This window comes from Candidatus Poriferisodalis sp., assembly GCF_965204125.1.
Classification (GTDB): Bacteria; Actinomycetota; Acidimicrobiia; order Acidimicrobiales; family Poriferisodalaceae; genus Poriferisodalis.
In genome coordinates this window covers 3,035,609-3,051,032 of sequence record NZ_OZ241968.1, presented here as the reverse complement: position 1 = coordinate 3,051,032, position 15,424 = coordinate 3,035,609, and the positions used below count along the sequence as shown (strand labels likewise).

15 protein-coding genes are annotated in these 15,424 nt (G+C 66.2%); 7 read left to right on the top strand and 8 right to left on the bottom strand.

The window, feature by feature from the left end; all coding sequences use genetic code 11:
* Positions 1-40: 40 nt before the first annotated feature.
* From ACOGXD_RS14055 to ACOGXD_RS14045, 3 genes are read right to left on the bottom strand one after another with little or no spacing between them, the layout of a single operon-like run.
* The gene (locus tag ACOGXD_RS14055; RefSeq protein WP_419915642.1) at positions 41-784 is read right to left on the bottom strand and encodes an SDR family oxidoreductase; all 744 of its coding nucleotides are present in this window, start codon (positions 782-784) and stop codon (positions 41-43) included.
* A complete protein-coding gene (locus ACOGXD_RS14050) occupies positions 781-2,556 on the bottom strand; it encodes a glutamine--tRNA ligase/YqeY domain fusion protein (RefSeq protein ID WP_419915641.1) in 1,776 nt (591 codons plus the stop codon). Before ACOGXD_RS14050 ends, ACOGXD_RS14055 begins: the two co-directional genes overlap by 4 nt.
* Before the next feature lie 6 nt (positions 2,557-2,562).
* The gene (locus ACOGXD_RS14045; protein WP_419915640.1) at positions 2,563-3,462 is read right to left on the bottom strand and encodes an SCO6745 family protein; all 900 of its coding nucleotides are present in this window, start codon (positions 3,460-3,462) and stop codon (positions 2,563-2,565) included.
* Positions 3,463-3,627: 165 nt separating this feature from the next.
* Here ACOGXD_RS14045 and ACOGXD_RS14040 point away from each other — a divergent pair, with 165 nt between their 5' ends.
* Positions 3,628-4,098 (top strand): SRPBCC family protein, encoded by a 471-nt coding sequence (locus ACOGXD_RS14040; protein ID WP_419915639.1) that lies wholly within the window; start codon positions 3,628-3,630, stop codon positions 4,096-4,098.
* Between the two features lie 27 nt (positions 4,099-4,125).
* Entirely contained in the window at positions 4,126-4,551 is a 426-nt protein-coding gene (locus tag ACOGXD_RS14035; RefSeq protein WP_419915638.1) for a DUF1761 domain-containing protein, read from the top strand.
* Between the two features lie 22 nt (positions 4,552-4,573).
* On the opposite strand, the gene ACOGXD_RS14030 is transcribed toward ACOGXD_RS14035, so the two are convergent.
* Both ACOGXD_RS14030 and ACOGXD_RS14025 read right to left on the bottom strand, forming a co-directional pair.
* Complete coding sequence (locus ACOGXD_RS14030) at positions 4,574-6,145, bottom strand: phosphotransferase family protein (RefSeq protein ID WP_419915637.1); 1,572 nt, start codon at positions 6,143-6,145, stop codon at positions 4,574-4,576.
* A 36-nt stretch (positions 6,146-6,181) separates the two neighbouring features.
* Entirely contained in the window at positions 6,182-7,087 is a 906-nt protein-coding gene (locus tag ACOGXD_RS14025) for a phytanoyl-CoA dioxygenase family protein (protein ID WP_419915636.1), read from the bottom strand.
* 101 nt (positions 7,088-7,188) lie between these two features.
* Here ACOGXD_RS14025 and ACOGXD_RS14020 point away from each other — a divergent pair, with 101 nt between their 5' ends.
* Positions 7,189-8,490 carry a dihydroorotase gene (locus ACOGXD_RS14020; protein ID WP_419915635.1) on the top strand — a complete coding sequence of 434 codons (1,302 nt, stop codon included), beginning with the start codon at positions 7,189-7,191 and terminating at the stop codon, positions 8,488-8,490.
* A gap of 50 nt (positions 8,491-8,540) precedes the next feature.
* Here ACOGXD_RS14020 and ACOGXD_RS14015 read toward each other — a convergent pair whose 3' ends face one another.
* Positions 8,541-9,731, bottom strand: a complete 1,191-nt coding sequence (locus tag ACOGXD_RS14015) for a CaiB/BaiF CoA transferase family protein (protein ID WP_419915634.1) — start codon at positions 9,729-9,731, stop codon at positions 8,541-8,543.
* 139 nt (positions 9,732-9,870) lie between these two features.
* Between ACOGXD_RS14015 and ACOGXD_RS14010 the strand changes: the two genes are divergently transcribed.
* From ACOGXD_RS14010 to ACOGXD_RS13995, 4 genes are all read left to right on the top strand, one after another.
* On the top strand, positions 9,871-10,194 hold the full coding sequence (locus tag ACOGXD_RS14010) for a hypothetical protein (protein WP_419853483.1): 324 nt from the start codon (positions 9,871-9,873) through the stop codon (positions 10,192-10,194).
* Positions 10,195-10,254: 60 nt separating this feature from the next.
* A complete protein-coding gene (gene denD / locus ACOGXD_RS14005) occupies positions 10,255-11,214 on the top strand; it encodes a D-erythronate dehydrogenase (RefSeq protein WP_419915633.1) in 960 nt (319 codons plus the stop codon).
* Between the two features lie 177 nt (positions 11,215-11,391).
* Positions 11,392-12,606: an NAD(P)-dependent oxidoreductase gene (locus ACOGXD_RS14000; RefSeq protein WP_419915632.1), complete on the top strand. Its 1,215-nt coding sequence runs from the start codon at positions 11,392-11,394 to the stop codon at positions 12,604-12,606.
* Positions 12,607-12,639: 33 nt separating this feature from the next.
* Positions 12,640-13,887, top strand: coding sequence for an MFS transporter (locus ACOGXD_RS13995; protein ID WP_419915631.1), 1,248 nt, complete (start codon positions 12,640-12,642; stop codon positions 13,885-13,887).
* Here ACOGXD_RS13995 and ACOGXD_RS13990 read toward each other — a convergent pair.
* Together ACOGXD_RS13990 and ACOGXD_RS13985 are read right to left on the bottom strand one after the other, a co-directional pair.
* Entirely contained in the window at positions 13,876-14,568 is a 693-nt protein-coding gene (locus tag ACOGXD_RS13990; protein WP_419915630.1) for a hypothetical protein, read from the bottom strand. The genes ACOGXD_RS13995 and ACOGXD_RS13990 overlap by 12 nt on opposite strands.
* On the bottom strand, positions 14,565-15,422 hold the full coding sequence (locus tag ACOGXD_RS13985; RefSeq protein ID WP_419915629.1) for a methylenetetrahydrofolate reductase: 858 nt from the start codon (positions 15,420-15,422) through the stop codon (positions 14,565-14,567). The genes ACOGXD_RS13990 and ACOGXD_RS13985 overlap by 4 nt, the downstream gene beginning before the upstream one ends.
* Positions 15,423-15,424: the final 2 nt, after the last annotated feature.

Sequence of the window (15,424 nt, the reverse complement as noted above, 5' to 3'; positions counted from 1 at the left end):
GAAAAAGGACCGAGCCGCGGCTGTGCTTGATGCGCCGCGGTCAACCGCGGCCGACGAGGGGCATGCCGTTGGCCATCACGGTCATGGTGAGCACGTTGGTGTCGGCGGGCAGTTCTGCCATGTACAGCACGGCACGGGCTACGTCGTCGACGTCCATCAGCGGCTCGGCACGGATGCGGCCGTCGGCCTGGGGGACACCCGTGGCCATCGGGGCTGTGAGGGGCGACTCGGCGTTGCCGATGTCGATCTGGCCGACGGTGATGCCGTGATCCCGCCCCTCCAGCGACAGGGCCTTGGTGAGCCCGGTGATGGCATGTTTCGTGGCCGTATACGGGGACGAGTGCGGCCGGGGAGTCTGTGCCGACACTGATCCGTTGTTGATGATCCGCCCGCCAGAGGGCTGCTGGCGCTTCATCTGCGCGAACGCGGCGCGGGCGCACAGCCACGAACCGGTCAGGTTCACCCCGACCGTGGCCATCCAGTCGGCGATTGGCAACTCGTCCACCGGCACCGGGCGGGTACCCATGCCGGCGTTGTTGAACAGCAGGTCCACACGACTGAACTGTTCGACGGCGGCGGCGAACAAGGCGTCCACGTCAGAAGGATCAGACACATCTGAGGTCACGGCAAGGGCGTCGGCAGCGCACTGATCCACCACCTCGTCAAGCAGCTCTCGGCGGCGGCCGCAGACAACGGTCTTCCAGCCGGCTTCCGAGAGTGCGAGCGCACACGCCCGGCCGATGCCGGTGCCGCCGCCGGTGATGATCGCTACGCCCTTGCTCATCGTCGTATTCCTTGCTGTTGCTGGCGTTTCTGGATGTTGGTCCACTCGTCGCGCAGGCCGACGGTGCGGTGGAAGAGCGGTGCGCCGGGACTGTCCGGCCCTGAGCTGTCGGCACAGAAGTAGCCGAGGCGTTCGAACTGCACCACGTGGCCGGGCGTGATGTCGCCGATCGCGGGTTCGGCGACCCCGGCACAGAGTTCGCGTGAGTTCGGGTGCAGATCGTCGAGCGGATCACCGGTGCGCTCGCCCGGCAGCTCGGTGTGGAAGAGCCGTTCGTACAGTGCCGCTTCGATGGGCACGGCGTGGTCGGCACTGACCCAGTGGATCGTCGCCTTGACCTTGCGACCGTCTGGAGCCTGCCCACCAGAGGTCTTGGGGTCGTAGGTGCAGCGCACCTCGGTGACATTCCCGTCAGCGTCGGTCACCGCGTCGGTACAGCGAACGAAATAGCCGGCGCGCAGTCGCACCTCGCGCCCAGGCGTCAGCCGGAAGTACTTGGGCGGTGCCTCCAAACGGAAGTCGTCCTGCTCGATCCACAACGTCCCGCTGAAGGGCACCTGCCGGGTGCCCGCCGATGGATCCTCGGGATTGTTGACCGCTTCCCGGTACTCGACGAGGGGCTCCCCGTCATCGTCGGTCGGCCAGTTGGTGATCACCAGCTTCAGCGGGCGCAGCACGGCCATCCGTCGAGGCGCGGTGGCGTTCAGCTCGGTGCGCACGAATGATTCGAGTAGCTCGGGTGCGTGCCGGCTGTTGGTACGCGCCACGCCGATGAAGCCGCAGAAGTCTCGAATGGCCGAGGGGGGATAGCCGCGCCTGCGCAGGGCCCGCAGCGTCGGCAGCCGGGGATCGTCCCAGCCGTCCACGTGACTGTCTTCCACGAGACGGCGAAGGATTCGCTTGGAGGTGATCGTGTGAGTCAACTCGAGGCGGGCGAATTCGGTCTGATGCGGGCGGTCGCCCCGATGACCCAGCTCGGCGAGGGGCAGGTGCTCCAAGTACCAGTCGTACAGCGCCCGGTTGTCCCTGAATTCCAGCGTGCACAGCGAATGTGTGACGCCTTCGATGGCATCGCTCTGGCCGTGTGCCCAGTCGTAGGTGGGATAGATGCACCAGCGGTCGCCGCTGCGGTAGTGATGCTCGTGGCGGATGCGGTACATCACCGGGTCGCGCATCTGCATGTTCTCGTGCTGCATGTCGACACGGGCACGCAGCACCCTGCTGCCTTCGGGATGCTGACCGGCAGCCATCTCACGGAACAGGCGCAGGTTCTCGGGGGCTTCCCGATCCCGGTAGGGGCTCTCGATGCCTGGCTGTCCGAAGCCCCCGCGCCCAGCCGAGATGGTCTCCGCGTCCTGGTCGTCGACGTAGGCCAGCCCCCGTTCGATGAGGTATTCAGCCCATGCGTAGAGCTGTTCGAAGTAATCAGAGGCGAACCGGATCTCATCGGGCTCGAAGCCCAGCCACCTCACATCGTCGACGATGGCATCGACATACTCGGGGCTCTCGGTTGCGGGGTTCGTGTCGTCAAAACGCAGAACGCAGCGGCCTCCGAACTCGGAGGCCACCGTGAAGTCCAGGCAGATCGCCTTGGCGTGACCAACGTGGAGATACCCATTCGGTTCCGGCGGAAAGCGGGTCTGAACCCTGCCTGCGAAACGCTCCGACCCCAAGTCCGCCTCGACTTGATCTCGAATGAAGTCGCGACTGCCGCCGTTCGCGGACTCGCTGGTAGGGGCGGCTGAGCTGGAGGGCCCGAGGGGGTCAGGCACAGGTCCTCAGGCGTCGACGGTGACGTGCGGAGGCGGCCAGACGCCCGCCACGATGTCAGTCTCGACCAGGTAGCCCATGATGCGCTCAAGCTGTCCCAGCAGGACCTCGAGATCATTTGGAGGCAAGGCATCGGCCGCGGCCAATGACAGCCGGTCCGTGTCATGCTCGACCGCCCGGCGAGCAGCGTTGCCTTCGGGAGTTTGCTCGCCGTCAGCCGTGGTCCAGCCGCGATCGATAAGTCGTTGGCAGGCAGCATCCCATTCGTCGGCGTCCCAGCCCCGGATCTTCTGGATCGTGGCCCCGTTGCCATGCCCGCCGGTGGTCATCATCACGTGGCATTCAACGGGATCCAGATCGCCGGCGGCGAGCGCAATGTTGTGGCCGTCGAAACGGAACTCTCGCAGCAGCGTGCAGCCGTGCCAGAGGTCCATGACATCACCGCCGCCAGTGCTGTCGCCCGGCCACGGCTCCGATGCCCACCCTGCATACAGCGGTCGAGCCCCGGTCGGCAGATCTCCTGCGAAGCTGCGCAGCGCAGACGCGGCTGCGGCAATCTCGCCCTGATCCGGGTACTCGCCCAAGGCCCGTTGCATCGCCGCCGTCGTGAGCTCGAGCTGGCGTGCACGGACAGCGTCGGGCTCCATGATGTCCCAGCAGCTCGGCACAGCCCGTTCCACCATGCGTGGGGCGAAGTTGTAGAACACCGACGTCACGGTCGCAGCGCTCACCCTGCCCATGGGGGCCGAGCGGTACGCGAAGTACGCATGCCACCAGCCCTTGAACCCGTCGTCGTTGAAGCCGTAGATCTCAGGCGAGTAGTACGCCACGGTGTGAATCGGCTCAACCGTTCGCCCGAGCCGCCGGATCGGGCTGCGACGGTCCTCGGTTCGCGGGATCTCGCCCATCTGTGCTCCTCGTTCCCGTAGCTCTCGGCATCGGCGGCAGCGGGTGGCAACACGGTCGCCGCGGTCGCCGCAATGGTATGGCGCGGCGGGCTGCATTGCGGTGCCTTGTCGGGGCCGTAGCCGACTCCTGCGCCCATACAGGCGGATGAAACTACGGTTTCGCCCATGACCGTTCATGGAATGCAGCACGAAGCAAGCGTCGACATCGCGGCCACACCCGATGCTGTCTATGCCTTGGTGTCCGACGTACCCCGGATGGGGGAGTGGAGCCCGGAGAATGCCGGCGCGGACTGGACGAGCGACACACCCGGTGCAGAAGGCTCGACGTTCGAAGGGCACAACCGAATCGGCGACCGCACCTGGAGCGTGCCCTGCACGGTCACCGTGGCCCAGCCGTCGGAGTGCTTCGAGTGGGTGACCCGTCCACAGGATCCTGATGGCCCCTACGTGCGCTGGACCTACCGCATGGCACCCAATAGCGCGGGCGGCACGTCGCTGACTGAAATCTGGGATGTCCTCAGCCTGCCGCCTACGCTTCAGCCGCTGAGTGCCGAACAGTTGGCGGCGAGGGCAGACGTCGTGCGCGCGGGCATGGTCGAAACGCTCGCGGCCATCAAGGCAACCGCCGAGTCATAGCTCGTTTGGGAATTCAGGAGGACGCAGATGGACGCCATGGACCTGGGAAGCCTGAACTGGTGGGCGATCATCGTGGCGATCGTGTTCAACCAGGTGCTTGGGGCGGCGTGGTACAGCACGCTGGCCAAGCCGTGGATGGCCGAAGTCGGGCTGACCGACGAGGACATGGAGGCGATGAAGGGCACCCCGCGCCAGTGGTATCCCTACGTGCTGGCCATCGTCCTGGCATTCATCTTCACGCTGGTGCTGGCACTGCTGGGCCAGGGGCTCGGTGTCGACAGCTTTGGTGAAGGTCTCGGCCTCGGCTTGTTGGCAGGGGTGGGCTTCGTGCTCACCTCGCACGGTGTGAACTACGCCTTCGAGGGCCGCAGCCTGCGGCTCTGGGCGATCAATTCCGGCTACCCGCTGATCTCCTACTGCGTCATCGGTGTGCTGCTGGCTCTCTGGCGCTGAGCGCTGGCGTCGCTTTCTGCCGTCACAGGCTGGCGATGTGGCGGAACGCTGAGTACTTGGGCTGATCGATTGCCACTTGGTGTGCGACTGAGGTGCGCAGGTAGTCGGCAAGCCCATGCGCATCAAGCGGCATCGTGCCGTCTCGCAGTGCATGCACGAGACGCCACCGCAGCTCCGTGACCTGCTCGGCGACCTCCGCGTCGCCTGCCGAGCGGCCGCCGGCCGACGCCATGCCATCACCGACCAGCGCAGTGAGGCGCTCCAGCTCGTAGCGGTGCAGTTGGGGTCCGATCAGACGTTCGCGCAACGCGATGTCGATGGAATTGCCCGCCACGAGCGCCAGGAAGTTCGTGCGACCCTCGGTGGCTTGACGGACCTCGCCATGGAGGAAGTCGCGCACGCTCTCGAGCAGCTCGTCCACGCGGGGCATGTCGCCGACGGCCGCATGCGCCTGAGCACTGGTGTGACTGCCCCCAAGCGGCGACGGCTCGCTCGGCCTCCGGCCAAAATCAGGTTCAAGCAGGCCCAGTTCGCGCACGGCGGGTTGGAATTCCACAGACCCCGGGATGATCAGGTTGACGCAGTCGAGCTGGCATTCCGAGCTGCGGCGACCGATACCTGGCCGCTCCACGGTGGCGTCGGAGCCCATCCGGTAGCGATCAGCCATGCCCAGGCAGCCCACCGCCCACCAGAACGAGCCGAACACCTCCCAGTACTGCACACGATCCCGATCCACGGGGCGGCCGGCCACGCTCTCATAGCCGGCGAACAGGTCCTCGTAGTGGCCGAAGCCGCCGACCGGCAGGTGCCGCTGACCGAAGCGCCACGAGTTGGTGCACATCCAGCCCAGGTCGCGCATGGGGTCGCCGATGTGCGCCGTCTCCCAGTCGAGCACAGCAATCAGGCCGGCATCGGCGTCCACCATGATGTTGCCGTTGCGGAAGTCGTTGTGCACCAGGGTCAGGTCGACCGATCCGCGCCCTGAGAGCTGCTCGGACAGCCAGCGGGCCGCGTAGTCGATCATCGGCTGCGGCGTGGGCATCTCCTTGCAGCGATCCCATGTCTCAGCCAGGTAGTCGGCCGGATCGAAACGGCGGAGCACCGGGGCGAGTCCCGCCGCGTCCACGTCGACATGGTGAATGCGCGCCATCTCCTGACCGCACTGGAACGCCAGCTTCGAGCGGGCGTTCTCCAATTCGGGCAGCCGGGCGATGCGCGCTCCGAGCGTCACGCCGTCCAGCCACTCCATGAGAAATCCCGCGCCGACACCGTCGTCGGGCGTCAGTACGTACAGCACCTCGGGCTCAGGAACCCCGGCAGCGCGGGCTGCGGTCATGCACTGCGCTTCGGCCACTACACCGGTGACGTTGTCGCCCTCGCGGTCTTCGCCGTCAGGACCCCGGCGCAGGCAGATGACGAAGCGGGCATCGGTGTCGGACGCTCGCCGGCACACCAAGCGGTACGTCTCCATGCTGGCCCCGCCGCTGAGCCGCTCGGCGTGCTCCAATCCGGCGCAGTCAGCCATCTCCCGACGTACTACGACATCAAGTGCGTCGAAGAAATCGGGCACGGGGTGATGATGTTCGGCGGTCACCCCAAACTCCAGATCGTGCCTAGCGCAGTTCGCAATTCAGCTGTCGAGAGCGTCTTTCTGCTGGGAGCCGAAGATCGTCGGTGGGCCCTTGCGCGACCAGTCGGGGGCACCGTGCATCTGGCGGCCGTCGATCGTGAGCATCTGGGACGCCTCGCCGCCGCAGATGCGGCCGCCGCTCGAACCGAGGACGCCGTTCGCGCCGATGTGGCTGATCGGGTAGGAGTCGACGGCGGAGTAGGTCTGCAGCAGCAGGGGGCGGGGCCGCGGCGAGTTGTTGGGCAGCGAGCCGTGGATCGTGCAGCAGTTGTGAACGGTGACTGAACCTGCCGACCCGCCCAGGTACACCATCTGGTCCAGATCCAGAGTTGCCACATCGGCATCGGCCATCGATCCCGCCCAGCTCCCGTCGGGCGCGTACTGGTCGAACAGCGGACCCCGGTGACTGCCGGGCAGCACGCCCATCGGCGACATCTCAGGGTCGACATCTTCGAGATAGACGCCGATCGTGAGCGGGGTGAAGTCGGTGTGAGGCCAGAACTGGATGTCCTGGTGCCACTTCACCTCCTCGCCGCCGCCGGACCATTTGAAATTGAGCTTGGAGTGGTGGTAGCGCACCGGGCCGCCGAGCAGGGCCGAGGCAAGCTGTGCAGGCGGACCCTCGAAGGTGAACCTTGCGTAGGTCGGGTGCTGGTCGACGGGGGAGATGAGCCGCCGCAGCCGGGGCGCATCGGCAGTGTGCGTGGGTTCGAGATCGAACACCTTGCCCGAGGCAATCTCGGCACGGCTGGCATCGATGAACTCCGCCGTCACAGCACGGAGCTCGTCGAGCCATTCCGGCCCGACAAAGCCCGGCAGGCACAGATAGCCGTTGGCTTCGTAGCTGGCACGCTGGTCGTCCGAGACGGCATCGCTGGCAGGCGGGGCAACATCGGCAAGTGTCATACCCAAACGGTACCGGGCGATCTGCTCTCCATTCTGTGTGCAGTGTCGGACGTGTGATGGTGCAACGCCCGCCATGACGCCTCGTTGCTTAGGGTGAGGCGATGGCTGCAGATCTGGCGATCTTGGGGGGTCGATTGGCAGTACCGGCTGAAGCCGCTGAACCCGTCGATGTCGTCATCGAGGGCGGGCACATCGCGGCAGTGGTGCCCGCTGGGGAGGCCCCGTCGGTGCAGCGAACGCTGGACGCCTCGGATGCATGGGTCATGCCCGGATTTATCGACATCCAGGTCCATTTCCGCACACCGGGCGCCACCGACAGCGAGGACATGGCTTCGGGCGCCGCGGGTGCGGCGATGGGCGGCGTGACGGCCTGCGTGATCATGCCCAACACCGACCCGCCGATCGACACTCCCGACATGGTCAACGAGGTGCTCGCCCTGGCCGCCGGTGTGCCGTGCGATGTCCGGACATCGGCGGCTATCACTGCAGGACGAGCGGGGGAACGGCTCGCTGATCTGGCAGCGTTGTATGAGGCAGGCGTGCGCGTGTTCACCGATGACGGCGACTGCGTGGCTGACGGAGCGCTGATGGAAGCCGCTCTCGCGGCAACCGTGCGGCTGCCCGGCGCAGTGATCAGCCAGCATGCGGAAGACCCCGCGATGGTCGCCGGGGGAGTCATCAACGCCGGCGCTGTGGCCAACCGACTCGGACTACGTGGGCGGCCTGCCGAGGCAGAGGTCTCAGTGGTCCACCGGGACATCGAGCTCGCCCGGCGGACAGGAGGTCGCTACCACGTGTTGCATCTCTCGGTTGCCGCGGCCATGGATCTGGTTGCCCGGGCCAAACGAGACGGAGTGGCGGTCACGGCGGAGGTCACCCCCCAACACTTGGTGCTCACCGAGGACGACGTCGAGCGGCTCGGCACGACAGGCAAGATGAACCCGCCACTGCGGTTGGCCGATGACGTGGCGGCGCTCCGCCAGGGCATTATCGACGGCTCGCTGGATGCCGTCGCGACCGACCACGCCCCCCACCATCCTTCGCTGAAGGATCGGCCGCTGGCCGATGCCCCGCCAGGAATGATCGGCGTGGAGACGATGGCGCCAGTGGTGTGGTCGGAGTTCGTCGCTACCGGTCAGATGTCACCCGCGCGTTTCGTGCAAGTGGTCTCAACGACACCCGCCCGCATCGCAGGCATTACTGACCACGGCCAGCCGATCCGCCCCGGCAGCCTCGCCAACGTCACCGTGTTCGACCCAACCGAGATCTGGACAGTGCGCGCCGCCGAACTGCAATCACGCAGCCTGAACTCGCCCTGGGCCGGCCGCACGCTGACCGGCCGCGTGCGTCACACAGTGCTGGCAGGCAATCCCGTTGTGGCCAACAACGAACTGGACGGGTGAACAGCAACGCACAGAGGCCCTAGCTGCGGAGGCAGCGGGAGGCTCTGCAGCTACCAGGCGCCGGCCTCGCGCCACGCTTCGAGCTGTTCCCACTCGGCGCCGGCCTCGAGCAGCGCCTCTTCGGTGTGCTGGCCCAGCTCGGCCACATCGATGCCAGGCCGCGTGGGCGTGTCCGACATGGTGATGGGGCATCCCACCCAGGTCTGCGTGCCCCACTCGTCATGGTCGGCCTTGACCAGATAGCCGTTGACGTACGGCTGCTCGTTGGCCACCACTTCCGAATGGCTGCGCACGGCGCAGAAGCGCTGTTCTTCGGCTTCGAGCCGCTTCGACCATTCCTCGGTGGAACGGGTGGCGAACACCTCTGCGAAGAACGCCCGCAGCTCCAGTGCTACTTCCCGAGGCACGAAGTAGGCATTCCACTGCGGATGGTCTTCGAGGTCGGGCCGTTCGATGGCCCGGCACATGCCCGGCCACAGATGCTCGGGGCAGCCCGCCATGGCGATGGCGCCGTCGGAGGTGGGGAACACGCCGTACAACGCGTGCACCAACGGATGCCCGCCATTGGACCGGCCTGCTTCCTCACCGGTCAGCAGCAAGTGGGTGTACTCCACGGCTTGCAGCCAGATCTGTCCGCCGAGGAGGCTCACGTCGACCCGCTGCCCCCGGCCCGTGCGTTCGCGGGCGTACAGCGCAGCAAGAATCCCCGTTTGCAGGTTCTGCGCGCCGCAATGGTCGGCGACGAGCGCTCCATAGGTCGACAGCGGTCCGCCGTCAAAGCCGCTCGAGGCGATGACGCCGCCGGAGGCCTGCCCCGCGATGTCGGCGCCCTCACGATCCGCCTCCGGACCGTAGGGACCCAAGAAGCTGCCCGCCGCCCAGATGATGCCCGGATTCACGGCTGCGAGATCGTCATAGCCCAGACCCCACTCGTCGAGCGTGCCCGGCTTGAAGTTCGAGAGCACCACGTCGGAGGTCTCGACCAGCTTCAGAAAGGCCTCCTTGCCGGCGTCGACACGCAAGTCGAGCGTCACCGAGCGCTTGCCACGGTTGCACGCGATGTAGACCGACGAGTGGCCATAGTCCTCGAGGACGTCGACGTGGCGGCCCACGTCGCCGACCTGGGGCAGTTCGATCTTGATCACCTCGGCGCCGAGACCGTGCAGCATGGCTGCTGCTTGCGGTCCCTGCACCAGCGTGGACAGATCCAGAACTCGTACTCCATCGAGTGCGCCGGCCATGGTTTCCCCTTGGTCACAGTGGTCTCACAGCAATTGGTGACGATGGTACTGAGCACTTGCCGATGCCCCCGCACGACGACAGATCGGCCAGCTCTTCGCAGTGCACCATCGCAGCTCGCTGCTGCGAGAATGGACCACCGTGACAGATACCGCTGCTGCAGCTTCGGAGCTCGAAGAAGCATCCGCCCGCACGCTGCGGTTCTCCATCCTGATCTCGGCCATTCGCTGCACGCTGGCGTACGTGATCCTGCCGTTCGTGGCGCCATTCATCGGGCTGGCGCCGGGTGTCGGGCCCGCGGTGGGCATACCCATTTCGCTGATTGCACTGTGGGCGAACATCGCGAGCATCAAGCGGCACTGGCACTCCGATCACCGCTGGAAATGGCCGGTCAGCGTGCTCAACGTCGGGATCATCGTGCTGCTGGTGATCCTGCTCGTTCTCGACTTCGGGCAGCTGCTGTAGCACGCCACGGTTCGGCACCGGCGGAAGCGTCTGAGACATGTCCGAAGTGAGGTTCGCCGGATGCACGTGCTGATCACCGGGGCCGCGGGAATGCTCGGCCGCAAGCTGACCAAGCGATTGGTGAATGTGGGCACATTACGGGGAGGCTCGATCGACCGGATCGATCTCGTTGACGTCGTCGAGACAGCCGCCGAGGACGGCATCTGTAGCGCGAACGTCGCCGATATCTGCGAGCCCGGCGTCGCCACTGAGTTGCTGCGACCAATGCCGGATGTGATCTTCCATCTTGCCGGTGTCGTCTCCGGTGAAGCAGAAGCCGATTTTGACAAGGGCATGGCGGTCAACGTCGACGGCACCCGGGCGCTGTTCGATGCGCTGCGCCTCGCCGAGGGGATGCCACGGGTCGTACTCACGTCATCCATTGCGGTGTTCGGTGCACCGTTTCCCGATCCGATCCCCGATGACTTCCACCTGACGCCGCTTACCTCCTATGGCATGGAGAAAATGGTGGCCGAGGCGCTGCTCGCCGACTACACCCGCCGCGGCTTCTTCGATGGCATCGGCATCCGGCTTCCCACCATCAGCGTTCGTCCGGGTTTGCCCAATGCCGCCGCATCCGGATTCTTCAGCGGCATCATCCGCGAGCCGCTGGCTGGCACCCCGACGATGCTGCCCGTTTCGAGGGAAGTGCGCCATAGCCATGCCAGCCCCCGAGCCGCAGTCGGGTACATGCTCCACGCCGCGGAACTCGACAGTGAGGCGTTGGGAGCACGGCGCAACCTCACCATGCCCGGTGTGTCGGTGACCGTCGGCGAGCAGATCGAAGCACTCACCCGTATCGCTGGCGCCGAAGCGGCGGCGCTGATCGTTGAGTCGCCTGATCCGACGATCGCTGACATCGTCTCTGGATGGCCGGAGCGATTCGATACCCGGAGAGCTCTGGATCTGGGCTTCACGCCCGATGAGAGCTACGACGCCATCATCCGCGCCTATCTCGAAGACGACGTCGCCTCCGGCTGAGCCAGGGCCCGAGCGGCCCGTGAGCCCCATCACATGAGAATGGGGAACAGGAGCGGGAGAAACAGTGGCACCGCGCAGGGTCGCGCGTTTGGCACACTGGCTGAACATGCGGGTATATGTCCCGGCGGCTGCTGCGGCGGCGCTGTGACCGCACACCCTGTCCTAGCGGTGACGCCGATGCGCATTCTGTTTGCCGACAAGATCGACACCGGACGTTTGGGCCGGCTCGAGGCGGCGGGCCATGAGTGCGTCGTCAAGCCCGAGCTGACGGCGGACGATCTTGCCGACCACATCGAGGGCATCGAGGTTCTTGTGGTGCGCAGCACCGAAGTGAAGCGCAAGGTGTTCAAGGCCGCCGACCGGCTCAGCATGGTGCTACGAGCCGGTGCCGGCACCGACACAATCGACTGTGACGGGGCCAGCAAGTACGGCATATACATCTGCAACGTGCCGGGCCGAAACGCCGTGGCTGTCGCCGAGCTGACCATGGGCTTGCTGCTGGCGGTGGACCGGCAGATCCCCGATGCCACGTCAGACCTGCATGAGGGCCGTTGGAACAAGTCCCAGTACATGGGAGCTACAGGTCTGAAGGGCCGCCGGATGGCGATCGTAGGCATGGGCGCCATTGGCATCGAGGTCGCCCATCGCGCTGCGGCATTCGGCATCGAGCTCTCGGCGCTGTACCGCTCGGATCGCTCCGCGAGCCTGCTGGCTGAAATGAAGCAACTCGAGATCGAGATCCATCCCGACTGGGACAGCCTGTTGGCAGGCGCCGACATCGTCTCGGTACATCTGCCCGCCACGCCCGAGACGTGCGGACTTGTCGATGCCGACTTCCTGGCGAAGATGCCGGACGAGGCGATCCTGCTCAACACCTCCCGTGGCGAGATCGTGGACGAGGAGGCGTTGCTGCGCGCCCTGGACGAGCGAGGGATGCGGGCAGGACTCGATGTGTTCCGCGGGGAACCGCCCGGCGCCGACCCAGACTGGCATTCGCTGCTGGCGTCCCACCCGCGGGTCACCGGCACGCATCACGTCGGCGCGTCCACGGTGCAGGCGTCCGAAGACATTGCCGACGGCGTCGTCGAGGTACTCGAGGCATTCACTGCAGGCGATGTGGTCAACTGCGTCAACCGCGCAGAGCGGCCATTGGGTCGCAGCACCATCGTCGTCCGTCACCGCGATCAGGTGGGCGTGCTGGCGGGGATCCTCATGGCCTTGCGCGCCAGCGGCATCAACGTGCTGCAGATGCGCAATGAGATCTTGGCCGGTCCCAAGCACCACGCCGCGGTAGCCACCATCCGGGTGTCTCGCCGGCCGTCACGCAAGGTGCTGAGCGAGCTGGGCGAGATGGAAGCGGTGTACGGCGTCCGACAGATCAACTCCCGCTGAGCAAGCATCGGACCCCAGCCATACCCTGATCCGGTGCGCCCCGGGACCGGCAAGACCTCGATCGCGCCGATCCTGATCACTGGGAGCATCATCACAGCGCTGACGCTGGGTGTGCGGGCCACCATGGGTCTGTTCCCCGACGCCATCGATCGAGCACTCGACGTGGGCATCGGCACGGTCGGGCTGACCGTTGCGCTGCAGAACCTCGTGTGGGGCCTGGGTCAGCCGCTTGCGGGCACCATCGCCGATCGATACGGCGCAGCGCGCACGCTGCTTGTGGGCGCCATCGCCTATGCGGGGGGCCTGCTGGTGATGGGAGCAGCCAACGGGCCCGCTGGGTTGCATCTCGGCGGCGGTGTGATCGTCGGCCTCGGCATGTCTGCAGCGTCGTTCGCGGTCGTGCTCTCTTCGATGAGCCGGTTGGTGGACCCCCACCGTCGCTCGATGGCGCTGGGCGTGGCCACCGCCTGCGGCTCGCTCGGGCACTTCGTGCTCGTGCCGCTGACCGGCGCGGTCATCAGCGCCTTCGGCTGGCGGAGTGCACTGACCGTCTTGGCCGTCGTGACGGTGTCCATCGGGTTGTTCGTCGGGCCGTTGCGCACCCGATCTGGCCCTTCCGAATCCGTCGAAATGCCACCACAGGACGACGAGTCACTCCTGACAACGCTGGCGAGGGCGGCCCGCCATCGCGACTACCTGCTGGTCAACTGCACGTTCTTCGTCTGCGGCTTTCACGTCACGTTCATCGGCGTGCACCTGCCCAAGACGCTCACCGACGCCGGCCTCGATACCGCCGTCGCCAACATGTCGTGGTCGCTTGTCGGCCTGTTCAACATCGTGGGAGCGTTTGCTGCTGGTGCGCTGGGCATGCGATTCGCGAAGAGCCGGCTGCTGAGCATCATGTACAGCACCCGGGCGCTGGCCTTCGCCGGCTTGGTGCTGCTGCCGGTGACTCCCGTCGTGGCCCTCGGGTTCGGCGTGGTGATCGGGATTGTGTGGCTCGCCAGCGTGCCCTTGACCTCGGGCATCGTGCTGGGCCAATTCGGCGTGCGCAGGGCCGGAACGCTGTTCGGCTTCGTCTTCCTGTCCCATCAGATCGGCGCATTCCTCGGCTCCTGGGGAGGTGGCGAGATCCGCGAGCTCACTGGCTCATACGACCTGTGGTGGTGGCTGGCGGCCGCACTCGGTGTCGCGGCCGCGGCAGTCCACTTCAGCATCTCCGAAGAGCCCGCACCTGCCCTGCCGGAGCACCGGCGCAGAGCGTCGCCTTCAACCGCCTAAGGCGCTGTAGCTGCCGTCGACGACGAGGCGGATGGAGACGTACAGCCCCAGCAGCGGCACCACGATCCAAGGCGCGTTGAAGCTCAGGATCATGCTGTACAGGTCGCCCCTGCTGATGTCTCGGTGGCGCTTCGCAATGAAGAAGCTCACCAAGTAGATGGACGTCGCATACGTCCACTGCCAGAAGAACATGATCCCGAGGATTCCTGCCGCAAGCGGCGACAGGAATTCCGTCGTGAACGCTGCGTACAAGATCAGCGTGGGCATGGCCGTGATGAAGCCATTGCCCACGTCCACGTTGAATCCGTAGGTACGGCGATCGGCATACGAACCGTCGTACACCGAATAGGCGGCCCACACGTCGGCCCAGACAGTCGGGGAGAACGCTGACCGCAGCGGAACCTTGGACGTGAGGAACGCCAGTGCCGGGCTCCTGCCGGTGTGCAGCCGTTGCTGTTGCCAGTAGGCAGACCGCGACTCGATGTAGTCGCGCCGGAAGAAGAGGCAGATCTCCCAGAAGCAGATCACGAGATTGGTCGACAGGAACATGGCGAAGACCACGTAGGTGATCCCGACATCACCCTGCCAGTACACGCGATGCGCGATGCCCAATGCTGCGAGCAGTGCTATCTCGAACCCGGCGAGCAGCCCCGCCGGCAGCGTCAGACGGCTCGTGCTCACCTCCGGCGTGAGGAGGTCTCGGCGAGCGCTGTCTCGCGCCAAGCGACGGTGTCGGCGATCGCGTTGAAGGTGAAGACGTGCAGGCCGGCTATGTCGAGCCGCTCCGCGTGGGGGGCGATCCGGTCGACCAGCCCGCTCGGGTCATAGCCCCCGGGGCGCAGCATGCGAGCCACAGCCCCGGTGTTCTTGCGCAGGTAGCGCAGGGACGCGCCGACTCCCAGCCGAGTGCCGATCCGCAGCAGCCGTGCCGGATCGACCGCTCCGGGAATGCCGAGATGCACGGGAAGGTTGAATCCGCTGTCGCGCTCGGCGGCCAGCCATTCCAGGATGGCCTTGGGGTGGAAACACATCTGGGTAGCTGCGTGGCCCTCGATACCCGCCTCGGCGAGCAGCACCTGCTTGACGTGCAGCGCTTCATGCAGCACCGCGTCGGTGATGAGCGCATGCCCTTCGGGGTAGGACGTGACGCCGATGTGAACGAGCGAGTGACTGACTTCGCGCAGCGCTTCGAGCAGCCCGACGGCACTGTCGAATGGGCCGGCAGGCGAGGTGACGTCGCCGCCGACCAGGAATATCTCGCTGAGGCCCATCGCTTCGATGCGACCCAGCAGTTCCTCCAGGTGATCACGGCTGGCGACCATGCGAGCTGCGACATGGGGCACCGGGTGGTGGCCCAGTGCACACAGCTCGGCAGTGAGGTCCAGTGTGTCCTCGAGCGTCTTGGACGCCGACGCCGTCACCGATACCGGTGACTGGGGAGGCAGGTGCGGCAGCTGCTCCGCCAGATTGCGCAACGGGATGAGCTCCCACTGAGCGTGCTGCAGCAGCCGACGGCGACCAGAAGCATCTTTCAACA

Coding starts and splice junctions, on each gene's coding strand:
- ACOGXD_RS14055 (WP_419915642.1), bottom strand. CDS start 784: ATGAGCAAGGGCGTAGCGATCATCACCGGCGGCGGCACCGGCATCGGC.
- ACOGXD_RS14045 (WP_419915640.1), bottom strand. CDS start 3,462: ATGGGCGAGATCCCGCGAACCGAGGACCGTCGCAGCCCGATCCGGCGG.
- ACOGXD_RS14040 (WP_419915639.1), top strand. CDS start 3,628: ATGACCGTTCATGGAATGCAGCACGAAGCAAGCGTCGACATCGCGGCC.
- ACOGXD_RS14035 (WP_419915638.1), top strand. CDS start 4,126: ATGGACGCCATGGACCTGGGAAGCCTGAACTGGTGGGCGATCATCGTG.
- ACOGXD_RS14025 (WP_419915636.1), bottom strand. CDS start 7,087: ATGACACTTGCCGATGTTGCCCCGCCTGCCAGCGATGCCGTCTCGGAC.
- ACOGXD_RS14020 (WP_419915635.1), top strand. CDS start 7,189: ATGGCTGCAGATCTGGCGATCTTGGGGGGTCGATTGGCAGTACCGGCT.
- ACOGXD_RS14015 (WP_419915634.1), bottom strand. CDS start 9,731: ATGGCCGGCGCACTCGATGGAGTACGAGTTCTGGATCTGTCCACGCTG.
- denD (WP_419915633.1), top strand. CDS start 10,255: ATGCACGTGCTGATCACCGGGGCCGCGGGAATGCTCGGCCGCAAGCTG.
- ACOGXD_RS14000 (WP_419915632.1), top strand. CDS start 11,392: ATGCGCATTCTGTTTGCCGACAAGATCGACACCGGACGTTTGGGCCGG.